This is a genomic window from Saccharothrix sp. NBAS 001 (genome assembly GCF_056640475.1).
On record NZ_CM153251.1, the window covers coordinates 5,571,430 to 5,591,688 of the forward strand.

The window sequence follows — 20,259 nt, forward strand, 5'->3', positions numbered from 1 at the left end:
CGGCGGGACGGGGGGACAAACGTGTCCTCCCCGATCGGGTTACCCCTTCTCCTCCTGCGCGAGCCGCTCGTCCAAGGTCTCCCCTTCGCGCTGCTCACGAGGGGTGGTGGGGCCGTCGGCCGCGCTCCAGTGGTCGGGCGGCCCGTACTCCAGCGGGTCGGTGTCCAACTCGTCCTCGTCGAACTGCTCGGCCTCGTCCAGCGGCTGTTCGTCGGGGTCGGTCATGACGTGCCTCCTCGGTTGTCGTCCGCGTCGCGGGGCGAGCGGTGCAGCAGTTCCCGGGCCTTGGTCCGCACGCCCTTGGCGACCACGCCCCAGGCGTCCGGGTCGCCCTTGACCATCGCCCCGGCCATCGACTTGACCTGGTCGAAGGTGGCGTGCGGCGGGATCGGCGGGATGTCGGGGTCGCACCGCACGTCCAGCACGGCGGGCCGGTCGGCGGCCAGTGCGGCGTCCCACGCCGCGCCCAGCGCCCCGGGGTCGGTGACGTCGATGCCGAGCAGGCCGATGGACCGGGCGAACTCGGCGTAGCCGACCTCGGGCAGCGTCTGGGACTCGGCGAACTTCGGCGCGCCGCCCATCGCCCGCAGCTCCCAGGTGACCTGGTTGAGGTCGTTGTTGTGCAGCACGCACACCACGCACCGCCGGTCCGCCCACTCGTGCTGGTAGCGGGCCAGGGTGAGCAGTTCGGCGAGGCCGTTCATCTGCATCGCGCCGTCACCGACGAGGGCCACCACCGGGCGGTCCGGGTGGGCGAACTTCGCGCCGATCGCGTACGGGACGCCCGCGCCCATGGTGGCCAGGGTGCCCGACAGCGAGCCCCGGTTGGCCCCGCGCAGCCGCACCAGCCGGGCGTACCAGTTGGCGGCGGAGCCGGAATCGGCGGTGACGATCGCGTCCTCGGGCAGGCGCTCGGACAGCTCCCAGGCGATCCGCATCGGGTTGACCGGGTCGGCGGCGACGAACGCCTGCTCGCGCACGACGCCCCACCAGTCGGCGACGTCGCGCTCCACCTTCTCGCGCCACGAACGGTCTTCCTTGCGGCGCAGCGACGGGATCAGCGCGCGCAACGTGGCGGCGGCGTCGCCCACGAGGTTGACCTCCGTGGGGTACCTCATGCCGATGAGCCCGCCGTCCAGGTCGACCTGGACGCCGCGCGCCTTGCCGTACTCGGGCAGGAACTGGGAGTACGGGAAGCTGGAGCCGACGATCAGCAGCGTGTCGCAGTCCCGCATCAGCTCGTAGCTCGGCCTGCTGCCGAGCAACCCGATCGCCCCGGTCACGTAGGGCAGGTCGTCGGGCAGCACGTCCTTGCCGAGCAGCGCCTTCGCCACGCCCGCGCCGGTCAGCTCGGCGACCTCGCGGACCTCGGCCGCGGCGCCCCGCGCGCCTTGGCCCACCAGCAGCGCGACGCGTTCGCCCGCGTTGAGCACGGCGGCCGCCCGGTCGAGTTCCGCGCGCGGCGGCACCGAGGCGTGCCACGCGTGGCTGGGCGGGCTGGACGGCACGTGCTTGAACGCGTGCCGGGGCGGTGCGTAGTCGAGTTCCTGCACGTCGGCGGGGATGATCAACGCGGTGGGCGCGCGTTGCGCCTCGGCGGTGCGGATCGCCCGGTCGAGGGCGTTGGGCAGCTGCTCGGGCACGGTCACGTCGACCAGGTAGGCCGAGGCGACGTCCCGGAACAGCGCGTGCAGGTCGACTTCCTGCTGGTAGGCGCCGCCGATGGCGGTGCGCGCGGTCTGCCCGACGATGGCGACCACCGGGACGTGGTCCAGCTTGGCGTCGTACAGGCCGTTGAGCAGGTGGATCGCGCCCGGACCGGAGGTGGCCAGGCACACGCCGACCCGTCCGCCGAACTTGGCGTAGCCGACGGCCGCGAGCGCGGACATCTCCTCGTGCCGCGACTGCACGAACTTCGGCCGGTTGCCCGCCCGCCCGAAGGCGGCCACCAGGCCGTTCACCCCGTCGCCGGGGTAGGCGAACACGTGCTCGACGCCCCAGTCGCGCAGGCGTTCGAGCACGTAGTCGGCGACCAGCATCACTGCCTCCTCGGGTCGGTGCGTCCCGCGCACCGGGTACCCGGGAGTTACCGCGGCAACAACATGCGACCGCCCAGCAGCAGCGCCCCGATCGTGGTGGCGGCGAACACCAGCACCCAGAGCAGGCCCGGCACGCGGGTGATCCGGGCGAGCTGGTCGGCGTCCGAGTCGGGCGCGCGGCCCCGCATCCGGCGGCTCTGCAACTCCCCCACCGGGCGCACGCCGCCCAGCAGCAGGAACCACGCGACGAACAGCGCGAACGCGGCCTGCCACTCGGCGGTGGCGTACCAGGAGACGGCGAACATCACCGCGCCGGTGGCCACCACGGACAGCACGCCGAACAGGTTGCGGATCATGATCAGCATGGCCGCCAGCAGCCCGACCGTCGCCCACAGCAGCGGCCGGACCTGGTCGGCGGTGACCAGGGCCGCCGCGCCGAGACCGAGCAGCGACGGGGTGACGTACCCGGCGAGGTACATCAGGACGACGGCGATGCCGGTGGGCCGGCCGCTGGACACGGTCACGCCCGAGGTGTCCGAGTTCAGCTTGATGCCCTCCAGCCGGCGGCCGGTGAGCAGCGCGACCAGGGCGTGCCCGCCCTCGTGCGCGATGGTGATCGTGTTGCGGCTCAACCGCCAGATACCCGGGCTGGCCACCAGGACCAGGGCGAGCACGGCGGGCGCCCACTGCGCGAATGTCGACATCACCGTCCAGGATGCCAGGCCCGGCCCACCTCCCGGTGCGGATGTCCGCGCTTGACCTGGAGCGCGCTCCAGCAGCCAGGCTGGCCGGCGTGACACGACAGCACATCGGAACCCTCGACGTCGGCGCCCTGTGCCTGGGCACCCTGCCGTTCGGCAAGTACGTCGACGAGCGGACCTCGTTCGCGATCCTCGACCGCTTCGCCGAAGCCGGCGGCACGTTCGTGGACACCGCGAACAACTACGTGTTCTGGGACGGCGGCACGGGCGACGAGAGCGAGGAGACCGTCGGGCGCTGGCTGGCCGCGCGCGGCAACCGGGACGAGGTCGTGCTGGCGACCAAGGTCGGCGCGCGCCCGCGCACCCCCGGCGCGGGGCTGGAGGACGCCGAGGGGCTGTCCGCCGCCGCCGTGCGCGGTGCCGCCGAGGCGAGCCTGAAGCGGCTGGGCACGGACCGGATCGACCTGTACTACAGCCACGTCGAGGACCGCTCGGTCGCGCTGGAGGAGACGCTGGGCGCGTTCGCCGCGCTGGTGGCGTCGGGTGCGGTGCGGGAGATCGGGGCGAGCAACCACGCCACCTGGCGGCTGGACCGGGCGCGGGCGGTGTCCCGGGCCCACGGCTGGCCCCGGTACGCGGCGGTGCAGCAGCGGCACAGCTACCTGCGGCCGCGACCGGACGTGAAGCTGCCGGAGTGGGCGCACGTGCACATGTCGGACGAGCTGTTCGACTACGCGCGGGAGGAGGGCGACCTGGCGCTGGTGGCGTACTCGCCGCTGCTGTCCGGGGCGTACCGCGACAAGCCGCGCCACGAGGGCTACGACCACCCCGGCACGACCCGGCGGCTGGCCGCGCTGGGCGAGGTCGCGGCGGAGCTGGGCGCGACGGTGAACCAGGTCGTGCTGGCGTGGCTGGCGGGCAAGGGCGTCGTGCCGATCGTGGGCGCGAGTTCGGTGGCCCAGCTGGACGAGTCGCTCGGCGCGCTCACCCTGGAGCTGGACGACGACCAGGTGACCCGCCTCGACGCCGCGTCCTGACCTCGCCGCCACCGGGCGCACGACGCGCGGTGCCGCACCACCCGGGGACGCACGAGAACCGGGGTACCGTCCACAGTGGACGGTACCCCGGTTCTCGTGGTGGGTCAGCGGTAGTGCCGGGCCTTGTGCTGCTCGGCGACAGCCGGGTCCATCGGCTGGACCGGCCGCGGCGAGACGGTCGGGTCGACGGATTCGATGCGCTGGTCGTGCGGGTGCAGCGGCTCCTTGTCGCGCTGCACGGGCATTTCCGGCTCGTCGTGGACGGGCGCCTTCGGGTCGCGGATGCTCTCGTCGCGCTCCACGACGGGCTCGACGGGCGCCTCCGGCACGACGATCTTGCGCCGCGCGGGCAGCACCGCGATCAGCAGGCCGACCGCGGCGATGCCGAGGTGCAGCCAGTTGTCGTTCACGTTGAGCGCCAACGGGTTCCCGAGCCGCTCGACCGGGTTCACCGAGACGACGCCGACCAGCATCAGGCCCCACACCAGGACCACGCCGTAGGCCAGGAACACGATCCAGCCGTACAGCCGGGACAGCCCCGAGCCGGTGGCCATCAGCAGACCGAGCACGCCGAACGCCAAGTGGACGACGTTGTGCAGCGGGTTGACGGCGAAGCCGAGCAGCATCGCGTGCTGCTCGCCCGCGAAGTCGCCGAACCCGGTGCGGACGAAGCCGGCCACGCCGGCGACGAGGAAAGCGAGGCCGAGCAGACCTGCCAGCACCTGGGCGGGCTGGAGGCCAGCGACCTTGACGCGACCGACGGTCGAGTGGGTCATCACGCCCTCCCATGAGGACACGAGAGCCCGCCTGCCGGGCTCCGGACCACCATCGGCTACCCGACCGTCACAGGGCGCAAACCCGGGCCCGGGCCAAGGCGCGGACCGGGGGTGGGGAACGGGCGCACGGACCCGTCCCCCGTTCGACAGGAGCCACTCACCCCGCCGTGCCGGAGTCGTCCCGACCCACCCCATGAAGGCCGGGGCGTCGCGTTGCGCGCCCTATCACGCGCGGATCACCGCGACAAATAGCGCCAGGTTCCGACAATGGCCGCGAACGCGTTTCGCACGTTCCCGGCCCGGCCACCTAGGCGCAGGTCAACGAGGGTGTCGGGCGCATCACCGGGCGCTGCGCGTCGCCGCGCCGGTCCACTCGGTTTCGTTGCTTTCCACGACATCTCCCCTTTCCGGTGTCGGGTACGACTATCTCCCCGGAGACCCGTTGGCGTCAAAGGAATATCCGCCCGGACACCGCCGCGCGCGCCCGGGCCCGGGCGCGCGGTGTTGACCTCCACTTAAGTCGAACTCCTACGGTGGTTCGACAACCAGCGAATGGGGGAACACCCGATGCGTGCCATCCGACAGCACGAGTTCGGACCGGCGGAGACCCTGCGGCCGGAGGAGGTGCCCGACCCGAGTCCGGGCGCCGGGCAGGTCCAGGTCGCGGTGCGGGCGGCGGGCGTGCACCTGCTGGACACGACCATCCGGCGGGGCGAGACGGGCGGCCCGTTCCCGGTGCCGGAGCTGCCCATGACGCCCGGCCGCGAGGTCGCGGGCGTGGTCGCGCGGGTCGGCGCGGGGGTCGCGGAAACCTGGCTGGGCAAGCGGGTGGTGGCGCACCTCGGCGCGGCCAGTGGCGGGTACGCGGCGCTGGCGGTCGCGAACGCGGCTTCGCTGCACGAACTGCCCGACCACGTGTCCGACAAGGCCGCGGTGGCGATGATCGGGACCGGCCGGACCGCGTTCGGGGTGCTGCGGGTCGCCCGGCTCGCCGCGGACGACGTGGTGCTGGTGCCCGCCGCCGCGGGCGGGCTGGGCGCGCTGTTCGTGCAGGAGGCCAAGGCGGTCGGCGCGCGGGTGGTGGGCGCGGCGACCGCGGCGAAGCTCGACCTGGTGCGGGAGTTGGGCGCGGACCTCGTGGTCGACTACACCCGGCCGGACTGGGCCGACGAGGTGCGGGCCGAGTTCGGCGAGGTGAGCGTGGTGCTCGACGGCGTCGGCGGCGCGGTGGGCCGGCAGGCGCTGGAACTGCTCGGCGTGGGCGGGCGGATCGTGCTGTTCGGCTGGTCGGCGGGCGAGCCGACCCGGATCGAGACGCTCGACCTCTACCGGGGCGGCCTGACCGCGACGGTCGCGCTCGGGCCGCGCCTGCTCAAGGGGACCAGCCTGCGCGAGCTGGAGACGGTGGCGCTCCAGGCGCTCGCGGAGGGCCGGCTCACGCCGCGCACCACCGCGTTCCCGCTGGCGGACGCGGCCTCGGCGCACACCGCGCTGGAAGGCCGCGCCACCACCGGCAAGGTCGTGCTCATCCCCTAAATTGGTTCCGAGGGCTGGTGGTCGTAGGCGGTCGGGGAGCACTTGACCGGTGTGGTCGTCGTGCCGGATGGCGGCGGTCAGCGTTGCGGGACCCGGACGGCGGCCCAGGCGGGTGTGCGTCCGCCGTGTCGTTCGAGGTTCAACCCCGGGCGTCGGCCGGCGCGTGCTCGAAATCGCGCCCGTACGGCGATCAGGACGTGTCCCGGCCGGTCGGCGGCCAGGGCGGGGTCGGCGTGCGGGATGTCGGGCAGGGTGGTGCGTTCGCCGGCCCCGCGCAGCCGCCTGTCGCAGCCCGGCCATCGGGGCAGGCACCGGAACAGGTGACCCGGGTGTGCGCGGACGCCGACCCTCGGACGCCACGGGCCAGGTGCGGCCTTCAGCAGGTGGTCGGTCCTGACGTGGAGTTCGGTCCGCGCCGGGTGCCCCGCCCGGGAGCGGGACACCCGGCCCGCCGGCTCAGACCCGCACGGAGACGATCCGCTCGCCGTCGAAGTCGCGGACCTCCACGGCCGCCACGTCGTCCGGCGCGACCAACGCCGACCCGTCCAGGTTGGTGCCCTCCTTCTCGCCGAGCGCGGACACCAGCCAGCTGCCCGCCTCGTGGCTGGTGCCGTCCTTGGCGACGACGACCAGCTTGCACTTGCGGTTCTTCGCGATGCCCGCCGCCGAGACGTTGAGCCGCACCCACCCGGCGGCGGGTTTGACCTGCACGGTCATCCGCGCGCCGGTCACCGGGTCGACGGCGGTGCCGACCTTGGCGTCGGTGACGACCGTGGGCGGCGTGGGGCCGGCGACCTGCTCGGTCGGCGCGGTGCCCCGGCCGACCGCGAAACCGCCGCCGAGCACGACCGCCGCGACCACCGCCGCCGCCACGCCGAGCCCGACCTGCCGCCGCCGCACCTGGCCGGCGCGCTCGTGGCGCACCTGCCGCAACGTCCGCTGCAACAGCAGGTCCGCGCCCTCGGGCGGCCCGTCCAGCAGCAGCTCGGGCGGCACCTCGCCCATCGCCTCTTCCATCGCCCGCAGTTCGTCGACCTCGGTGCGGCACCGCGGGCAGGCCGCCACGTGCTCCTCCACCGCTCGCACCTCCGGCTCGTCCAGGACGCCCAGTACGTAGGCGCCCAGCAGCTGTGGATCGTGGTTCGTGGTCATCCGGCCACCCCCTTCAGCGCGACCTGTTGTCCGACGAACGTCTCTCTCAGGGCCCGCAACGCGTAGTGCGATCTCGATTTGACCGTGCCGGGCGGCACGCCCAACGCCTCCGCCGCCTCGGTCACGCTCCGGCCTCGGAAGTAGATCTCCATCAGCACGTCGCGGTGGTCCGACGACAAGCGGTCCAGCGCCTCCAGCACGACGACCGAGTTCACCACGGACTCCGCGTGGTCGCGTTCGACCGGCGGGGTCGCGGGGGTCTCGGCCACCTCCTGGGGCCGGGCCGCGCGCGCCCTGATCCGGTCGGTGACGATGTTGCGCGCCACCGTGAGCAGCCAGCCGCGCACCGAGCCCTTGCCGTTGACCAGGGCGTCCGGGTGCCGCCACGCGCGGACCAGGGTCTCCTGGACGACGTCCTCGGCCGCCGCCCGGTCCCCGGTGAGCCTGGTGGCGTAGGCCAGCAACGCCCGGCCGTGCTCTTCGTAGAGAGACCGGATCAGCGCCTCGTCGGCCGCGGTCTCCCGTTTCCGGGACCACAAAGCCGCCATCCACCCACTCCTCTCGTCCACTCCTCGACACGGACACGGCCCCCGCGCCGGATCGGTTCAACCCGGGGCGGAGAAAGTTCTCACGGGCAGGTGCGGCCCTGGTTGAGGCAGGCGGCGACCTCGGCGGCGAGGGCGTCCGGCATGACGTTGACCGACATCGCGTGGTCCGTGCGCGGGTCGCGCAACTGCTCCGGGAAGCTGTCCAGCGCGAACGGCCGCCCGGCCGGCACCGCGTAGTACACCCGCACGCGCAGCCTCGGGATCGGGAACGTGCCCTTCACGCACGCGCCGTTGGACGCGGCGGGCACCACGTGCGCCCGGTGCGAGGCGCTGTCGGTGTTGCGGCCGTCCCAGCAGTTCGGGAAGTCGTAGGTGCGCAGCACCTCGCGGGCCGGGCCGCACTCGGGGTACCGGTCGGTGGAGCGGTCCTCGAAGCCCGCGCAGCTCCACTTCGCGGTGCCCGCGCCGGAGGTCAGCGCGGCCGGGTCGCCGGTGATCATCCGCAGGAACCTCGGCATCGGCACGACCTTGCCGACCGGGCTGCCCGCGAACGTGACCGACACCCGCGACGGGGCCAGCACCTCGCCGGTGTTGCCGTGCGCGCCGCCGCCCTGGGCGTGCGCGTCGTGCCCGACGGCGTCGGTCAGCCGCAGCACGGGCCAGTAGTAGGTGGACAGGTCGCCGCCCGCGCACGAGGTGGGCGCGGCGGCCAGCGACCGGTCGGTGCTGGTGTGGTCGGTGCTCAGGTTGCCGACGTACTCGTGGGTGTGGTGCGCGCCGAACGGCGTGCCGGGCGCGATGACCATGTTGTCGGCGTTGAGGTGCCGCTGCTCGTTGCGCCCGCACTCGACGGTGAACGTCCCGGTGGACGCGCCCGCGACGACGGCCGGCGACGGCGACGGCGGGGGCACGTCCTCGATGGCGACCGACCGGCCGTCGGCCCCGCACGAGGCGAGGAGGAGCACGAGGAACAGGGGGAGCATCCGCCTCACGGGCAACAGCTTGCCAGTTCCGGCGCGCGGTACGGGCAACCGTCCGGTCACGCCCCGGCGAACAGCGCCGCCCGCCGGCGCGGCAGCGGGCCGCGCCGGCGGGCGGGGGCGTGCGGGCACGCCGAACACGGCGGTTTCCTTCGGGGGTGGTGTGTTCGCGGCTAGGCCGGGGTGCTGACGAGGGTCCGCCCGTCGGCCGTGACGACGCTGATCGCCGCCAGGTCCGCCGGGTCGACCAGGGCCGCGCCCGCGAGGTCGGTGTCCCCGCGCCGGGCCGCGACCCAGCCGCCGGCGACGTGCCGCCGGCCGTGCGAATCGGTGACGACGAGCGTGCACCGCTCGCCGGGGTCGATGCCGTCGACCGCGGCGTGCAGCCGCACCCAGCCGTCGGCGGGCGTGATCGTGGTGGTCATCCGGGTGGTGCCGGTGGTGGCGACCAGGACCCGTGCCTCGGGCAGGCTGTGCCGGCCGAGGTACAGGCCGCCGGCCAGCACCGCGGCGGCGAGCGTGCCGGCGGTGGCCGCCACGACCCGGCCGCGCCGCCTGCGGTCGCGGGCCTGCTCGGCCCGGACCCGGCGCAGTGCGCCGTCGAGGATCGGATCGCGCATGGTCGCCTGGTTTCTCGGGGGTCGGTCGGGAGGGCGGTCAGCCCAGCGGGGACGGGTTACGGCGGGTGTTCATCGCGGTGCGACCTTTCCGTGCGTTGGCGGGACACCCCTGACACGGAGCGGTCCGACGATCGGTTCAACCGGATTTCCGGCCCGCCGGCGCCGGTGGCGCGGCGGGGTGTTCGGCGGCGGGCGTTCTCGTCGGCCGCCAGGTCCGCTTCACTGGTCGGGACCGGCCCGAACGGCCTTCCGGAGGTAGCGCGTGGCGATCACCATCCGCGACGTGGCGCGCCGCGCGCACGTGTCCGTGGCCACCGTGTCCCGCGCCCTGACCACGCCGGACCTGGTCCGCGCGGAGACCAGGTCGCGCGTGCTGGCGGCGGCGGCCGAACTCGGCTACCGGCCCAACCGGGCCGCGCGCGGCCTGATCACCGGCCGGACCGGCAACATCGGGATCGTCCTGCCGGACCTGGACAACCCGTTCTTCACCGGCATCCTCAAGGCGGCGCAGGCGCGGGCCGCCCAGGCCGACTACGCGGTGTTCGTGGCGGGCGGCGACGAGGCCCCGGGCACCGAGGCGAAGCTGGTGCACGCCATGGCCAAGCAGGTCGACGGGGTGCTGGTCTGCGCGCCGGGCCTGACCGACGAGCAGGTGGCCGAGGTGGCGGGCGCGACGTCGCTGGTGCTGCTCGACCGCGACCTGCCGGGCGTGCCGGCGACCGTGCTGGACGGCGCGGGCGGCGCGCGGCAGGTGGTGGAGCACCTGGTGGCGCTGGGCCACCGGCGGATCGCGTTCCTCGACGGCCCGCGCACGTCGTGGTCGAACGGGCAGCGCCGGCGAGGCTTGGCGGCGGCCCGCGCGCGGCACGGCGTGGAGCTGGTCGAGCTGGGCCCGTTCGCGCCCCGGTTCGAGGGCGGCACGCAGGCGGCGGACCTCGCGCTCGCGACCGGGGCCACCGCGATCATGGCCTACGACGACGTCATGGCCTCGGGCGTGCTGGCGCGGCTGCGCGACCGGGGCGTGCGGGTGCCCGGCGAGGTGAGCGTGACGGGGTTCGGCGACCTGCCCTACGCGTCGCTGTGCTCCCCGCCGCTGACCACCGTGGCGGTGCCGCTGGCCGCCGCCGGGCGGACCGCCGTGGCGATGCTGCTGGCCCGCCTCGACGCGGACGCGACCGACCCGCCGCTGGTGGTCCTGCCGACGCAGCTCGTCGTCCGCGCCACCACCGCCCCGGCCCGTGAACCGGCCTGACCCGCTGCCCGACCGGCCGGATTCCACCCCGGCGCGACTCTGCGTGCGGAACCGATTGCGCAGCGCCACCACCCTAGGTAGAGTTAGACCATGGTTGCGGCGCGGAAGGGACCCAAGATGACCTTGCCCACCCAGCTCGTGCTGGGTGTGCTGCTGGAGGAACCCACGCTGGAGCGGTACGGGCTGGAGATCTGCCAGGTCGCCGAACTGCCCAGCGGGACGGTGCACCCGATCCTGGCGCGGCTGGAGCAGTGCGGCTGGCTGGAGAGCCGCTGGGAGGACGCCGACCCGCACGAGCGCGGCCGGCCCCGGCGGCGGTACTACCGGCTCGACCCGGACAGCATCGCGGTGGCCAGAGCGGCCATGGCGCGGGCCCGGGGCGCGGTGCCCAGGCTCGGCCTGCTCCGCCCGCACGCGGCAGGTGGGACATGACCAGACGCGACCGCCTGGCCCGCATCCGGCTGCTGGCGCACGACCTGGAGGCCGTGCTGGACGGCAAGCTCGACCGGATCCTGGACCGCCACCTCGCCCACCACCTCGCGCTGGAGCTGCGCCGCGCGCTGGAGCGCGACGGGGACGTCCGGCTGCGCGAGGTCTACCGGCGGGTGCTGTGGCTGGAGTTCGCGGTGGAGCGCAACTACCTGGCCACCGCCAGCTTCGAGCCGATGGTCGCCGCCGCCCGGATGATCCGGCTGGAACTGGAACCCCGGCCCGACAGCCGGCTGGTCGACCTCGCGGTGGCCGTGCTGCCGCCCCGCCACCAGGCCCGCTACCACGAGGAGTTCCGGGCCGAACTCGCCGACCTGCCACCGGCCCGGCGGATCCCGCACGCCGTGCGGCTGTTGAGCCGGTCCTGGATGCTGCGCCGCGCGTTGCAGGGGGAATCCCGATGACCGTCGAACTGCCCCGCCCCTGGCGGTGGTTCCGCCACCAGGACGGACCCGAGTACCGGTCCATCCTGGTGGTGGACATCGCGGGTTTCGGGCGGTGGCCCAACCCGCACCAGATGATCGCGCGGGACGTGCTGACCAACGCCGTGCGCGACGGCTTCCGCGCGGTGGGCGTGCGCCAGGCCGACCTCGGCTGGCAGGACCGGGGCGACGGCATGATGGTGCTGATCCCCGCCCTGGTGTCCAAAGTGGACATCCTGGACCCGGTGATCCCGCAGGTGATCTCCCGGCTGCGGCGGCACAACGCCACCGCCGTGCCGAGGATCCGGATCCGGGTCAGCCTGCACGCGGGCGAGGTGCACCGGGACGCGCACGGCTGGGTGGGCAGCGACCTGAACACCGCCTGCCGGCTCGCCGACGCCGACCCGGTGCGCGCCGGGCTCCTCGGCGACGCCGTCCTGGTCGTCTCCGACGTGCTCTACCAGAGCGTGGTGCGGCACGGCTACCGCCGGGTCGACCCGGCGGCGTTCAACCGGGTCGAGGTCGCCGAGAAGGAAGTCCGGGAACCCGCGTGGGTCGCGCAGGTCTCGTGAGCCGGGAGGGCAGATGACCGTCGAGGGCACCTGCGCGCCGGCGTTCGCCGAGGTGCGGGCCGAGTTCGAGCGGAACTTCGCCGAGCGCGGCGAGGCCGGCGCGAGCGTCCACGTCACCGTGGACGGGGAACCCGTCGTCGACCTGTGGGGCGGCGACGCGGGCGGGCGGGCGTGGACCGAGGACACCGTCACGCACGTGTGGTCGTCCACCAAGGGCGCGACCGCGCTGTGCGCGCACGTCCTGGCCCGGCGCGGCGAACTCGACCTGTCCGCGCCGGTGGTCCGGTACTGGCCCGAGTTCGGCCAGGCGGGCAAGCGGGACACGCTGGTCCGGCACCTGCTCGCCCACCAGGCCGGGCTGCCGGTCGTGCGCGCGCCGCTGCCGCCGGGCGCGATGTACGACTGGGCGCTGATGACCGACGTGCTCGCCCGGCAGGAGCCGTTGTGGCGGCCCGGCACCCGGCACGGCTACCACGCGCTGACGTTCGGCCACCTGGTCGGCGAACTGGTCCGCCGGATCGGCGGGACGAGCCTGGCGGAGTTCTTCGCCGCCGAGGTCGCCGGACCGCTCGGCCTGGACTTCTGGCTCTCCCTGCCGCCGGAGCTGGAACCCCGGGTCGCGCCGACGCTCCCGGCCGCGCCGGGCGAAGCGCCGCCCACGCTCTACGTGACGGCCCTGACGCAGCCGGATTCGGTGCAGGCACTGCTGTTGGGCAACGACGGCGGCTACCTGGCCGCGACGAACAGCCGCGAGTCGCACGCCGCGCAGTACGGCTCGACCGGCGGCATCACCAACGCGCGCGGCCTGGCCGGGATGTACCGCCCGTTGGCGCTGGGCGGCGCGCACGACGGCGTGGACCTGGTGGACGAACGGCAACTCGTCCTGATGTCGTCGGTGGTGTCGGCCGGGCACGACGAGGTGTTGCTCGCGCCGAGCCGGTTCTCGCTCGGTTTCGTCAAGGGCGTGGACAACGCCGCACCTGCCGCCGAACGACCGGGAGGCCGTCGGGCTCTCCGAGGACGCGTTCGGCCACTCGGGGATGGGCGGCTCGCTCGGGTTCGCCGCGCCCGCCGCGCGGCTGTCGTTCGGTTACGCGATGACCCGCCAGGGCGTCGGCGTCGGGGTGAACGCGCGCGGGCAGTCCCTTGTGGATGCGACCTACCGCGCGCTGGGGTACCGACGCGCCGGCGGCCTCTGGTTCCGGTAGATCCGCGTTGCGGGACTTACCATGGCGGGGTGATCGTGGTCGTGCGCAGTGCCGTGGTCGAGGCGTCGCCGGAGCGGGTCTGGCACGTCGTGTCGAAAGCCGAGCGCACCGCCGAGTGGCTGGAGTTCGCCGAACGGGTCGAGGTCGTCTCCGGCGCGGGCTGCGGCGAGCTGCGCACCCAGCACGGCCGGTGGGGCCGCCGGCGGACCGAGGTCGACCAGGAGGTCGTCGAGTACCGCCGGCCGCAGGTGCTCGCGTGGCGGCACGTCGCCGAGCGCGTCGACGGCCGGCCCGCGCCGAAGTTCGCCGCCTACACCGAGTTCCGGATCGAGCTGACCCCCGCGGGCGGCGGCACGCTGGTCCGCCTGCGCTCCTCGCAGGTGCCCGCGTCGGCGCTGAAGGGCTTGCTGATCAAGGCTTTCGGCCGGCGCGAACTCGCGCGCGGGATGGCCGTGTCGCTGCGCCGGCTGGCCGAGCACTTCGGCCGTCCCGCTCACGACGGGTCGCCGTAGACCGACCGCAGCCAGACGAACGTCAACGTGTCGACCAGGTCGCGGTCCTTCTTGGCCGAACGGCGGGCGACCGACCGGCCCAGGAACGCCTGCTCGTTCATGGACATCAGCACCGCGGCCAGCGATCGCGCGTCCGGTCCGTCCACCGCCACCCCGGCGTCCCGCTCGGTCGAGATCTGCTCGGCCGTGGCGTCGACGAACCGCCGCCCCACCCCGGTCCAGAACTCGCGCATCAGCGGGTCGGTGTCGCGGGCGCGGACGGCGGCGCGCAGCACCGGGCCGTGCGCGCGCCAGACCGCGAGGGTCGCGCCCAGCGCCCGCCGGATGGCGGCCTCCGGGGCCTCGCTGCCCCGCCGCAGCCAAGACGACGCCGACTCGTAAAGCGCGTCCAGCACGCGGGCGGACAGGGCGTGCAGCACGGCTTCCCGGGACGAGAAGTGGAAGTAGAACGTGGACCGCGAGATGCCCGCGCCGGCGGCCAGCTCGTCCACCGCGATGTCGTCCAGGGAACGGTTCTGGAGCAGCCGTTCGGCGGTGTCCAGGATGGCCTGCGAGGTGAGATCGCCTTTGCTGGGCCGACGTCGTGACCCGAGGGACCCGACCGGTGACCGTGGGGACATGGCGGACATGCTGTCCGCACATCCCCGGCGACCGCAACCCTTCGCGACGAACCGGTGCCGTCTCGAAAGCCGACGTCCCGAGTGGACCCGGCGCAAAGCCCACGAACGCCCTTCGCGACTACCCCGATCGGCGCGCGGGCGGCCGGGCGGCGGGGTAGACAGGACGGGTGGATCCCCTCTGGGCATTGCGGCAGGTGGCGTTCCAGCTCGAACGGGCGGGCGAACCCACGTACCGGGTCAGGGCGTTCCGCCGGGCGGCGGAGGTGGTGGCCGCGCTGCCGCCCGGCGAACTGGCCGCGCGGGTCGCGAACGGCACGCTGACCGACCTCGACGGCATCGGCAAGTCCACCGCGGGCGTGATCCTGGACGCCGCCTCGGGCCGGGAACCCGCCTACCTGTCCCGGTTCCGCGAACCGGTGGTCGGCGGCCAGGCGCTGCGCGCCCGGCTGAAAGGCGACTGCCACACGCATTCCGACTGGTCCGACGGCGGCAGCCCGATCCGGGAGATGGCCGAGGCGGCGCGCGACCTCGGGCACGAGTGGGTGGCGCTCACCGACCACTCGCCGAGGCTGACCGTGGCCAACGGGCTGTCCGCCGACCGGCTGCGCGCGCAGTTGGCGGTCGTGGCCGGGCTGAACGCCGAACTCGCGCCGTTCCGGGTGCTGACCGGGATCGAGGTGGACATCCTCGACGACGGGTCGCTGGACCAGCACCCGGACCTGTTGGCACAGCTGGACGTCGTGGTGGCCAGCGCGCACTCCAAGCTGCGCATGCCGAAGGCGGCGATGACCGAGCGGCTGCGCGCCGCCGCGGCCAACCCGCTCGTGGACGTGCTGGGCCACTGCACCGGGCGGCTGGTGGTCGGCAAGGGCCGCCCGGAGTCGGAGTTCGACGCCGAGGCGGTGTTCACCGCGTGCCGCGACCACGGGACGGCGGTGGAGATCAACTCCCGGCCGGAGCGCCGGGACCCGCCGACCCGGCTGCTGCGCCTGGCCGTGGAGCTGGGCTGCGAGTTCGCCATCGACAGCGACGCGCACGCGCCCGGCCAGCTCGACTGGCTGTCCTACGGTTGCGAGCGGGCCGAGGAGTGCGGCGTGGACCCGGCCCGGGTGATCAACACCCGGTCGGCGGCCGAGCTGCTCACCGCCCGGCGTTAGCGGTGCGGGCGGTCCGGGACGCCCGCACCAGGTGGCCGTACCACGGGATCAGCGGCCCGGTGCGGCCGTCCACCAGACGCTGCCAGGTGGACCGGCACAGGTCCAGGAACGGCGCGGGGTCCCAGCCGCCGGCCAGCTCGGCCAGCGGCCGGTCGTGCACGTTGCCCAGCCAGTAGCGGCGGTCGAAGCCGTAGGCGACCGGCACGGCCGCGCCGTTCGCCTCGATCACCAGCGGGGTCAGCCAGCGGCCCAGCGGACGCTCGTCGGCCACCGGGGCGGCCATGAACGCCTCCGGCTTGCGCGCCAGCAGGGTCCTCGGCACGGCGTCGAGCTGCACGGCCAGGCCGTGCTCCTCGGCGATGCGCCCCAGCTCGACGGCCGCGTAGGCCAGCTCGACCGCGTCCGGCCGCTCCCCCGCCATCCGCCGGTTCGCCGCGCCCTCCGGCTCCAGCGGGTGCACCTGGAGCAGCAGCGCGCCGGACCGGGACGCGGCCAGCGCCACCTCGCCGAGCTGGGTGGCGTTGCCCTGGGTCAGGGTGGTGACCACACCGACCGGGATGCCCGCCTCGGTGAGCCGCCGGATGCCCGCCAGCGCCTTGTCGAACGCGCCCTGCTGGTCCCGGATGCGGTCGTGGGTGCCCTGGTCGCCGTCCAGCGACACGGCGACCAGGTCGACCAGTCCGCGGACGAGTCCGATCCGGCGCTGGGTGAGCGCGACCGCATTCGTCGTGACGGTCGTTCGCATTCCGGCATCCCGCGCGGCCCGCAACAATGCGGGCAGCTCCGGGTAGAGGAACGGTTCCCCGCCCGAGACGCTCATCACGTCGTAGCCCAGCCCGGCCGCGTCCCGGACCACCGAGGACAGCACCCCGATGGGCACGGACTCGGCCACGTCGGGCCCGGAGCTGGAGTAACAGTGCAGGCATCGCAGGTTGCACAGCCTGGTCGGGTGAACCTGGAGGACCGCCCTGCCGCCCGTTTGCCCCATTTCCACCCTCCCGTGACACCTGATATCCGTATGGAGCAGGCAAGCGGACCGGTGATACGTCATTCCGTCACCAAGGACGCGGACCATTCCCCCCAACGTGGGAACCTGCGCGTTTGCCTGAAACAACCTCTGTCGAATCTGCGACTTTCTAGACGAGGCGGCGAGAGCCCGGACGCCGCCTGACGGGGAGGGGACGTGCGCCGCAAGTTCGCAGTGCCCACCGATCCGGCCGACGAGGCCCGGCGCAGGGTGCTGCGCGAACTGCACGACGGGCTCGGTCCCTCCCTCGCCGCGATCGCGCTCGGCCTGCGCGCCGCCCGGCACCTGGTGGCGCGCGACCCGGCCGCGGCCGGCCCGCTGCTGGCCCGGCTGGAGGAGGAGATGCACCACGCGGTCGGCGAGATCCGCCGGCTGGCGGCCGGCGCCTACCCGGCCGAACTGGCCAGACTGGGCTTGGCGGGCGCGGTGCGGGCGCACGTCGCGACCCTGGCCGACCGGCACCCGGTGCGGGTGTTGGTCAAGGCCGAGACCGACCTGCCGGAACTGCCGATCGCCGTCCAGGTGGCGGCCTACCGGATCATCTGCGAGGCGCTGACCAACGTGGTCCGGCACGCCGGCGCGCGCACCTGCGTGGTGCGGCTGTGGTGCGCGGACGGCCTGCACGTCGAAGTCGTGGACGACGGCTGCGGCGCGGGCGAACCCGAGGGGAACGGCGTGGGACTCAACTCGATGCGGGAACGCGCGCACGAGGTCGGCGGGACGTGGGCGATGGAGGGCGGCGCCGCGGGTGGCACCCGGATAGCCGTCGACCTGCCGGTCGCGGGCGGAGTGTGAGCGGACATGCCGCCTGCGCTCCGGGCGCTGGTGGTGGACGACCACCCGCTGTTCCGCTACGGCCTGGCCACCGCGCTGGGCGCCGCCCACGACCTGGAGCTGGTCGGTGAGGCGTCCGGCGGCACGATGGCGGTGGAGCTGGCCGCCGAGCTGCGCCCCGACGTGGTCGTGATGGACCTGAACATGCCCGACCTGAGCGGGGTGGAGGCGACCCGGCGGATCGTCGCCCACGACCCGACCGTGCGGGTGCTCGTGCTGACCATGTTCGACGACGACGACTCGGTGTTCGCGGCGATGCGCGCGGGCGCGCTGGGCTACCTGCTCAAGGCCGCCCGGCCGCAGCAGATCGTGCGGGCGGTGCGGGCGGTCGCCGAGGGTGAGGCGATCTTCAGCCCCGGCATCGCGGTGCGGCTGCTGGCCTACTTCGGCACGTCGGCCAGGTCCGAGGCGGAGGCGTTCCCGGAGCTGACCGCCCGGGAGCGCGAGGTGCTGCGCCTGATGGCCGACGGCCGGGGCAACGCGGCCATCGCCCGGGTTCTCGTGCTCAGCCCCAAGACGGTGCGCAACCACGTGTCGAACATCCTGCGCAAGCTGCACGTGGCCGACCGGGCGCAGGCGGTGTCCCGGGCCAAGCGGGCCGGTTTGGGCGAGGAGTCGGGACAAGTCGGGACACCGGGGCCGTAGTGCCGGGACACCCCCGCTCGGGACGATTGACCCGGTGGGGGCGTCGGTCACGAGGGCGGGAGCTGTCATGAACGGTGAGCAGATCGCGGTGGCGCTGCACGCGGCGGATTCCATCACCCGGGCCGGGGTGACCGCGGCGCTGCGGTCCCGGCCGGAGATCCGCCTGGTCGAGCCGGACGAGCCCGCGCCGGTCGCCCTGGTGGTGCTGGAGAGGCTGGACGGCACCGCCCAGCAGCTGCTGCGCCGGCTCCAGGTGCAGGGCAGCCCGAACATCGTGCTGGTGGCGGGCGACATCGCCGACCCGGAGCTGCTCAACATCGTCAGCAGCGGGGTGTCCGCGGTGATCCGCCGCTCGGACGCCACCCCGGACACGCTGGTGCGCCTGGTGAAGGCCACCGCCGCCGGGCAGGGCGCGCTGCCGCCGGACCTGCTCGGCCGGCTGCTGGACCGGGTGTCCCGGTTGCAGCGCAACGTGCTCAACCCGAACGGCTGGACCATGGCCGGCATGTCCGACCGGGAGACCGAGGTGCTGCGGCTGATCGCGGACGGCTTCGAGACCAAGGAGATCGCCGACAAGCTGTGCTACTCGCAGCGGACCGTCAAGAGCATCCTGCACGACATCACCAACCGGTTCCAGTTGCGCAACCGGGCCCACGCCGTGGCGTTCGCGCTGCGCGAGGGCCTGATCTGACCCCCGCGGCCGCCGGCCCCGGCGGCACCTCGACCCACCGGGGCCTCGCCGCACCCTCACACCAGCCGTCCGGAGAACGACACCGCGGGCTTGCAGTTCCCCTTCTCCGCCGGGTTCTGGCAGCTGACCGAGAACACCACCTTCTCCCCCGGCTTGAACTGCAACGGCTGCACGTAGTGCCGGTCCAGGTCGCGGAAGTTGGCCAGGTTCAGCTCCAGGATGATGCCGCGGGTCCCGTTGGTGTCGCGCATGACCCGGACCGTGCCCAGGTCGCCGCGCGGGTTCTGCAGCACGATGTCGCTGACGTTCAACGACTTCTTGTCGTCGGACGGGGTGAACACGAAGTCGTTGTACAGCTCCGGGTTGGCGGTGATCGCGGAGTCGGCGGCGATCCGGAAGTCGGTGGGGTCGCCGGCCGGCTGGTTCGCCGCCGGCCGGACCGGGGTCGGCGTCGAGCCGGGCGCGGGGTTGGGGTCCAGACCGACCGCCTGCATCGCGGCCTCCGAGTTCCCCTTGGCCTGCTGGGAATCCGTCTTCGCCTGACCGGCGCTGTCCTCGGCCCGCTGCACCGCCGCCTTGACGTCGCCCGCCTGCTCGGTCGCCGCGTCGCGCGCGGCGGACTTGACCGCGGCCTGCAACAGGGTGAACCACAGCACGCCCAGCAGGGCGGCCAGCGCGGCCAGCGCGAGCAGCGCGGGCAGCAGCCACTTCGGCAGCAGTTGCCGCTGCACGAACGTGCCGTCGGCGACCAGCGGGTTGCCGACCTGGGGCAGCACCTCCACCCGGAACGGCCGGGACTGCGGTTGGCCGCGCAGGAACGTGTCCCGGGGCTTGACCACCAGCCGCACGAACGCCGCGGTGCCGGGCGCGAGCACGACCTCCTTCTTGTCCAGCTTGAAGTCCAGCTCGCCGTCGGGGTCGCCGGGGATGAACCGCAGGGCCACCGGGTGGTTGCCGACGTTGTCCACGGCGAGTTCGAACCTGCCCCGCCGGCCCGCCTCGACCTTGGTGGGCACGAGTTCCGCGCTCAGGTCGGTGAACGAGCCGACGTCGACCACGCCCTCCTCGACCACCGAGCCGTACGGGTCCTCGCGGGAGGTGACGCGCACCCCGAAGGGCACCGGCCCGGCCGGCACGTCCGCCGCGCGCGGCGGCGCGAACCGCACCACCACCTCGGCGGACGCCTGCGGGACCAGGTTCACCGACTCCGGTTCGGCCGCCGCCCAGCCCGCGGCGTCGCCCACCACGTCGACGGTGAACTGGTCGACCAGCTCCCCGGTGTTGCGCACGACGACCGTGCAGGTGACCTCAGAGCCCGGCTCCACGGCCAGGCCCGTGGCGGACAGCGTCGCGGTAGCGCCCATGTCGTGAATCCTCCGGTGGACGGAAAGCGGTGGCACGTGGCGGAAGGGTGGGGTGCGGTGCGTTCCCCGCTGCCCCT

22 protein-coding genes are annotated in these 20,259 nt (G+C 74.0%); 11 read left to right on the forward strand and 11 right to left on the reverse strand.

Annotated elements, in window-relative coordinates; translation table 11 throughout:
- Positions 1 to 39: 39 nt before the first annotated feature.
- From AC0HI0_RS23230 to AC0HI0_RS23240, 3 genes are read right to left on the reverse strand one after another with little or no spacing between them, the layout of a single operon-like run.
- Positions 40 to 225 carry a hypothetical protein gene (locus AC0HI0_RS23230; protein ID WP_480925606.1) on the reverse strand — a complete coding sequence of 62 codons (186 nt, stop codon included), beginning with the start codon at positions 223 to 225 and terminating at the stop codon, positions 40 to 42.
- Complete coding sequence (locus AC0HI0_RS23235) at positions 222 to 2,039, reverse strand: thiamine pyrophosphate-requiring protein (protein ID WP_480925607.1); 1,818 nt, start codon at positions 2,037 to 2,039, stop codon at positions 222 to 224. The genes AC0HI0_RS23230 and AC0HI0_RS23235 overlap by 4 nt, the downstream gene beginning before the upstream one ends.
- A gap of 47 nt (positions 2,040 to 2,086) precedes the next feature.
- A complete protein-coding gene (locus tag AC0HI0_RS23240; RefSeq protein WP_480925608.1) occupies positions 2,087 to 2,743 on the reverse strand; it encodes a M50 family metallopeptidase in 657 nt (218 codons plus the stop codon).
- An 89-nt stretch (positions 2,744 to 2,832) separates the two neighbouring features.
- Between AC0HI0_RS23240 and AC0HI0_RS23245 the strand changes: the two genes are divergently transcribed.
- Positions 2,833 to 3,777: an aldo/keto reductase gene (locus AC0HI0_RS23245; RefSeq protein WP_480925609.1), complete on the forward strand. Its 945-nt coding sequence runs from the start codon at positions 2,833 to 2,835 to the stop codon at positions 3,775 to 3,777.
- A gap of 104 nt (positions 3,778 to 3,881) precedes the next feature.
- Here the strand turns inward: AC0HI0_RS23245 and AC0HI0_RS23250 are convergent, their stop codons facing one another.
- The gene (locus tag AC0HI0_RS23250; RefSeq protein ID WP_480925610.1) at positions 3,882 to 4,553 is read right to left on the reverse strand and encodes a DUF4383 domain-containing protein; all 672 of its coding nucleotides are present in this window, start codon (positions 4,551 to 4,553) and stop codon (positions 3,882 to 3,884) included.
- Positions 4,554 to 5,120: 567 nt separating this feature from the next.
- Here AC0HI0_RS23250 and AC0HI0_RS23255 point away from each other — a divergent pair.
- Positions 5,121 to 6,089, forward strand: coding sequence for a zinc-binding dehydrogenase (locus AC0HI0_RS23255; RefSeq protein WP_480925611.1), 969 nt, complete (start codon positions 5,121 to 5,123; stop codon positions 6,087 to 6,089).
- Between the two features lie 456 nt (positions 6,090 to 6,545).
- On the opposite strand, the gene AC0HI0_RS23260 is transcribed toward AC0HI0_RS23255, so the two are convergent.
- The 4 genes from AC0HI0_RS23260 to AC0HI0_RS23275 all read right to left on the reverse strand — a co-directional run bounded on the left by AC0HI0_RS23260 (position 6,546) and on the right by AC0HI0_RS23275 (position 9,389).
- Entirely contained in the window at positions 6,546 to 7,241 is a 696-nt protein-coding gene (locus AC0HI0_RS23260; protein WP_480925612.1) for an anti-sigma factor family protein, read from the reverse strand.
- Positions 7,238 to 7,789 (reverse strand): sigma-70 family RNA polymerase sigma factor, encoded by a 552-nt coding sequence (locus AC0HI0_RS23265; protein WP_480925613.1) that lies wholly within the window; start codon positions 7,787 to 7,789, stop codon positions 7,238 to 7,240. The genes AC0HI0_RS23260 and AC0HI0_RS23265 overlap by 4 nt, the downstream gene beginning before the upstream one ends.
- An 80-nt stretch (positions 7,790 to 7,869) precedes the next feature.
- A complete protein-coding gene (locus AC0HI0_RS23270) occupies positions 7,870 to 8,772 on the reverse strand; it encodes a DUF1996 domain-containing protein (protein WP_480934367.1) in 903 nt (300 codons plus the stop codon).
- A gap of 170 nt (positions 8,773 to 8,942) precedes the next feature.
- Positions 8,943 to 9,389, reverse strand: a complete 447-nt coding sequence (locus AC0HI0_RS23275; protein WP_480925614.1) for a hypothetical protein — start codon at positions 9,387 to 9,389, stop codon at positions 8,943 to 8,945.
- A 262-nt stretch (positions 9,390 to 9,651) separates the two neighbouring features.
- Here AC0HI0_RS23275 and AC0HI0_RS23280 point away from each other — a divergent pair, with 262 nt between their 5' ends.
- From AC0HI0_RS23280 to AC0HI0_RS23300, 5 genes are all read left to right on the forward strand, one after another.
- The gene (locus AC0HI0_RS23280; protein WP_480925615.1) at positions 9,652 to 10,641 is read left to right on the forward strand and encodes a LacI family DNA-binding transcriptional regulator; all 990 of its coding nucleotides are present in this window, start codon (positions 9,652 to 9,654) and stop codon (positions 10,639 to 10,641) included.
- 117 nt (positions 10,642 to 10,758) lie between these two features.
- Entirely contained in the window at positions 10,759 to 11,073 is a 315-nt protein-coding gene (locus tag AC0HI0_RS23285; RefSeq protein ID WP_480925616.1) for a PadR family transcriptional regulator, read from the forward strand.
- Positions 11,070 to 11,534, forward strand: coding sequence for a hypothetical protein (locus AC0HI0_RS23290; protein ID WP_480925617.1), 465 nt, complete (start codon positions 11,070 to 11,072; stop codon positions 11,532 to 11,534). Before AC0HI0_RS23285 ends, AC0HI0_RS23290 begins: the two co-directional genes overlap by 4 nt.
- The gene (locus AC0HI0_RS23295; protein ID WP_480925618.1) at positions 11,531 to 12,124 is read left to right on the forward strand and encodes a nucleotidyl cyclase domain-containing protein; all 594 of its coding nucleotides are present in this window, start codon (positions 11,531 to 11,533) and stop codon (positions 12,122 to 12,124) included. The genes AC0HI0_RS23290 and AC0HI0_RS23295 overlap by 4 nt, the downstream gene beginning before the upstream one ends.
- A 13-nt stretch (positions 12,125 to 12,137) precedes the next feature.
- Positions 12,138 to 13,844, forward strand: coding sequence for a serine hydrolase (locus AC0HI0_RS23300; RefSeq protein WP_480925619.1), 1,707 nt, complete (start codon positions 12,138 to 12,140; stop codon positions 13,842 to 13,844).
- Here the strand turns inward: AC0HI0_RS23300 and AC0HI0_RS23305 are convergent.
- Positions 13,826 to 14,464 carry a TetR/AcrR family transcriptional regulator gene (locus tag AC0HI0_RS23305; RefSeq protein ID WP_480925620.1) on the reverse strand — a complete coding sequence of 213 codons (639 nt, stop codon included), beginning with the start codon at positions 14,462 to 14,464 and terminating at the stop codon, positions 13,826 to 13,828. The two genes, AC0HI0_RS23300 and AC0HI0_RS23305, sit on opposite strands and share 19 nt — an antisense overlap.
- 167 nt (positions 14,465 to 14,631) lie before the next feature.
- On the opposite strand from AC0HI0_RS23305, the gene AC0HI0_RS23310 reads away from it, so the two are divergent.
- Complete coding sequence (locus tag AC0HI0_RS23310; RefSeq protein WP_480925621.1) at positions 14,632 to 15,621, forward strand: PHP domain-containing protein; 990 nt, start codon at positions 14,632 to 14,634, stop codon at positions 15,619 to 15,621.
- On the opposite strand, the gene AC0HI0_RS23315 is transcribed toward AC0HI0_RS23310, so the two are convergent.
- On the reverse strand, positions 15,605 to 16,609 hold the full coding sequence (locus AC0HI0_RS23315) for a radical SAM protein (protein ID WP_480925622.1): 1,005 nt from the start codon (positions 16,607 to 16,609) through the stop codon (positions 15,605 to 15,607). The two genes, AC0HI0_RS23310 and AC0HI0_RS23315, sit on opposite strands and share 17 nt — an antisense overlap.
- Positions 16,610 to 16,804: 195 nt before the next feature.
- Between AC0HI0_RS23315 and AC0HI0_RS23320 the strand changes: the two genes are divergently transcribed.
- From AC0HI0_RS23320 to AC0HI0_RS23330, 3 genes are all read left to right on the forward strand, one after another.
- Complete coding sequence (locus AC0HI0_RS23320) at positions 16,805 to 17,443, forward strand: sensor histidine kinase (RefSeq protein WP_480925623.1); 639 nt, start codon at positions 16,805 to 16,807, stop codon at positions 17,441 to 17,443.
- A gap of 6 nt (positions 17,444 to 17,449) precedes the next feature.
- Positions 17,450 to 18,127, forward strand: a complete 678-nt coding sequence (locus AC0HI0_RS23325; protein ID WP_480925624.1) for a response regulator — start codon at positions 17,450 to 17,452, stop codon at positions 18,125 to 18,127.
- A 67-nt stretch (positions 18,128 to 18,194) separates the two neighbouring features.
- On the forward strand, positions 18,195 to 18,818 hold the full coding sequence (locus AC0HI0_RS23330) for a helix-turn-helix transcriptional regulator (RefSeq protein WP_480925625.1): 624 nt from the start codon (positions 18,195 to 18,197) through the stop codon (positions 18,816 to 18,818).
- Positions 18,819 to 18,874: 56 nt separating this feature from the next.
- On the opposite strand, the gene AC0HI0_RS23335 is transcribed toward AC0HI0_RS23330, so the two are convergent.
- Positions 18,875 to 20,182 (reverse strand): COG1470 family protein, encoded by a 1,308-nt coding sequence (locus AC0HI0_RS23335; RefSeq protein ID WP_480925626.1) that lies wholly within the window; start codon positions 20,180 to 20,182, stop codon positions 18,875 to 18,877.
- Between the last annotated feature and the right edge of the window lie 77 nt (positions 20,183 to 20,259).

Bases quoted from the DNA above. Each gene is read 5' to 3' on its own strand.
- AC0HI0_RS23230 (WP_480925606.1), bottom strand. From the start codon at position 225: ATGACCGACCCCGACGAACAGCCGCTGGACGAGGCCGAGCAGTTCGAC.
- AC0HI0_RS23235 (WP_480925607.1), bottom strand. From the start codon at position 2,039: ATGCTGGTCGCCGACTACGTGCTCGAACGCCTGCGCGACTGGGGCGTC.
- AC0HI0_RS23240 (WP_480925608.1), bottom strand. From the start codon at position 2,743: ATGTCGACATTCGCGCAGTGGGCGCCCGCCGTGCTCGCCCTGGTCCTG.
- AC0HI0_RS23250 (WP_480925610.1), bottom strand. From the start codon at position 4,553: ATGACCCACTCGACCGTCGGTCGCGTCAAGGTCGCTGGCCTCCAGCCC.
- AC0HI0_RS23255 (WP_480925611.1), top strand. From the start codon at position 5,121: ATGCGTGCCATCCGACAGCACGAGTTCGGACCGGCGGAGACCCTGCGG.
- AC0HI0_RS23260 (WP_480925612.1), bottom strand. From the start codon at position 7,241: ATGACCACGAACCACGATCCACAGCTGCTGGGCGCCTACGTACTGGGC.
- AC0HI0_RS23265 (WP_480925613.1), bottom strand. From the start codon at position 7,789: ATGGCGGCTTTGTGGTCCCGGAAACGGGAGACCGCGGCCGACGAGGCG.
- AC0HI0_RS23270 (WP_480934367.1), bottom strand. From the start codon at position 8,772: ATGCTCCCCCTGTTCCTCGTGCTCCTCCTCGCCTCGTGCGGGGCCGAC.
- AC0HI0_RS23275 (WP_480925614.1), bottom strand. From the start codon at position 9,389: ATGCGCGATCCGATCCTCGACGGCGCACTGCGCCGGGTCCGGGCCGAG.
- AC0HI0_RS23285 (WP_480925616.1), top strand. From the start codon at position 10,759: ATGACCTTGCCCACCCAGCTCGTGCTGGGTGTGCTGCTGGAGGAACCC.
- AC0HI0_RS23290 (WP_480925617.1), top strand. From the start codon at position 11,070: ATGACCAGACGCGACCGCCTGGCCCGCATCCGGCTGCTGGCGCACGAC.
- AC0HI0_RS23295 (WP_480925618.1), top strand. From the start codon at position 11,531: ATGACCGTCGAACTGCCCCGCCCCTGGCGGTGGTTCCGCCACCAGGAC.
- AC0HI0_RS23300 (WP_480925619.1), top strand. From the start codon at position 12,138: ATGACCGTCGAGGGCACCTGCGCGCCGGCGTTCGCCGAGGTGCGGGCC.
- AC0HI0_RS23305 (WP_480925620.1), bottom strand. From the start codon at position 14,464: ATGTCCCCACGGTCACCGGTCGGGTCCCTCGGGTCACGACGTCGGCCC.
- AC0HI0_RS23315 (WP_480925622.1), bottom strand. From the start codon at position 16,609: ATGGGGCAAACGGGCGGCAGGGCGGTCCTCCAGGTTCACCCGACCAGG.
- AC0HI0_RS23325 (WP_480925624.1), top strand. From the start codon at position 17,450: ATGCCGCCTGCGCTCCGGGCGCTGGTGGTGGACGACCACCCGCTGTTC.
- AC0HI0_RS23330 (WP_480925625.1), top strand. From the start codon at position 18,195: ATGAACGGTGAGCAGATCGCGGTGGCGCTGCACGCGGCGGATTCCATC.
- AC0HI0_RS23335 (WP_480925626.1), bottom strand. From the start codon at position 20,182: ATGGGCGCTACCGCGACGCTGTCCGCCACGGGCCTGGCCGTGGAGCCG.